The 1,568-nt window shown below is 66.6% G+C and carries 2 protein-coding genes; both read right to left on the reverse strand.

Going from position 1 to position 1,568, the window contains the following annotated elements; all coding sequences use genetic code 11:
- Positions 1 to 21: 21 nt before the first annotated feature.
- Positions 22 to 621: a response regulator transcription factor gene (locus tag BMX93_RS12590; RefSeq protein WP_091971695.1), complete on the reverse strand. Its 600-nt coding sequence runs from the start codon at positions 619 to 621 to the stop codon at positions 22 to 24.
- On the reverse strand, positions 614 to 1,483 hold the full coding sequence (locus BMX93_RS12595) for a sensor histidine kinase (RefSeq protein ID WP_091971698.1): 870 nt from the start codon (positions 1,481 to 1,483) through the stop codon (positions 614 to 616). The genes BMX93_RS12590 and BMX93_RS12595 overlap by 8 nt, the downstream gene beginning before the upstream one ends.
- Positions 1,484 to 1,568 lie beyond the last annotated feature (85 nt).

The following is a 1,568-nucleotide window of genomic DNA, read 5'->3' on the forward strand; positions in this document are numbered from 1 at the left end:
ATCCTCGGAAGGCCTCGGCCACTATCCGGGCACCGACGCGCCGCGCCCTCCCACCACGGCTGCTGCGTCGCCTACACCCTCATCTGGGAAGAGCCAGATATGCGTCTTCACAGTTGTCTCACTGATGCCGAGAGCGCGCGAAATCTGGCGGTTTGTCATTCCGGTGCACAAGAGATTCAGCACCTCGTGCTCGCGGCCAGTCAGTGTGTTTCGGGCTGAGGATGCGCAGGACTCCCCGAGCAGCGCCTGCTCGACCTCGTCGATGGTAGCCGACTTCGAGACGAACGCGTCGGCTTTCGCCCGCTCGGCGTGACTCGCTCCCGCCGGGCCGTCGTGCGGGGTGAAGGGTGGACTGTCGTAGGAGGAGAAGATGACCACGCGAAGCCCCGGATGGTGGGTCTTCAGGTCCGCGGAGGCTGAGATGCCGTCCAATCCAGGCATCCTGGCATCCATGAGCACGGCGTCGACCCTGTGGGTCTCGCAGTAGTCGATCGCCTCATGGCCGCTTCCCAGTGTGGCCACGATCTCGGCCGCACCGCGCCGGGCAAGCATCTGGGCCACTGCGGCGCGCACAATGGGATCGTTGTCGACGATGACAATCCGGTTGTGATTCTCAGGCATCGTAGTCGTCCCCTGGAACGACGACGTCGAGGGTCCAGACGCCGTTCACCTCGCCGGCGGAGAACTGGCCTCCCGCTGAGCGGATCTCGTCGGCCAGCACCATCAGGCCCATGCCGGTGGAGGTCCCGCAAGCGCCCGTGTCACCCATCGGGTTGGTGAACGATGCCCTCACCTGCCCCGCCGCACAGCCGAGCCGCACGGCGGCGCGGCATGTGGATCGGGGCGGGGCATACCTCGCCATGTTCCTCGTTGCCTCGACCACCACGTCCGAGAGCCGAGCGCATGTGAGTGCCGGCAGCTGCGGGGGAAGCTCGCACGTCCACTCCAGCTGACGGCCAGTCTTTGCCAGCTCCTGGGCGCGCGCTGCGAGAAGCGCAGCCAGATTGTCCGCCGCCCCACCGAGCGGCGTTCGAGGAGAATGGCCCGACTGCAAGGCGACCATGACCTCGCGGGTCTGGTCGAGCACTCGTTGGCACGCGTCGGCGAGGGCGAGCAATCTCGGGTCGGCTGCGCCGGTGTCCTCGTCGAGGCCAACGCGGGCGAGCCACAGAGCTTGCGCCGCGGACTGGGCCACCGAGTCGTGCATCGCATGCGCGGTGGATTGCAGCGTTTTCTGGAGCCGCTGTGCCTCTTCGGCTCTGGCGCGCTGGCGCCTGCGGGTTGTCCGACCGACGACCGCACCGATGATCAGCGAGGTGCCTGTGAGGATGAGGAAGTTCACCATCAACGGGCTCCAGGTGCGCCATGTAGGGGCGCTCAGCGCCTGCTGTACCGCCATGAGGATCAGGTGAGCGGTGGCATAGCCGGCTGTCACCAGCCACTGCCGATCAGCCACTGCGACCACGGTAATGAGGCTCTTCATAGATGAGGGTGTAGGGCATGTCGCGCGGTCGGGTGGCGCGTCGGTGTGGGGGGAGGGGTCGAGGTCTTCCGAGGATGGAGGTTCC

The sequence above is a fragment of the Propionibacterium cyclohexanicum genome, assembly GCF_900111365.1.
Taxonomy (GTDB): domain Bacteria; phylum Actinomycetota; class Actinomycetes; order Propionibacteriales; family Propionibacteriaceae; genus Propionibacterium; species Propionibacterium cyclohexanicum.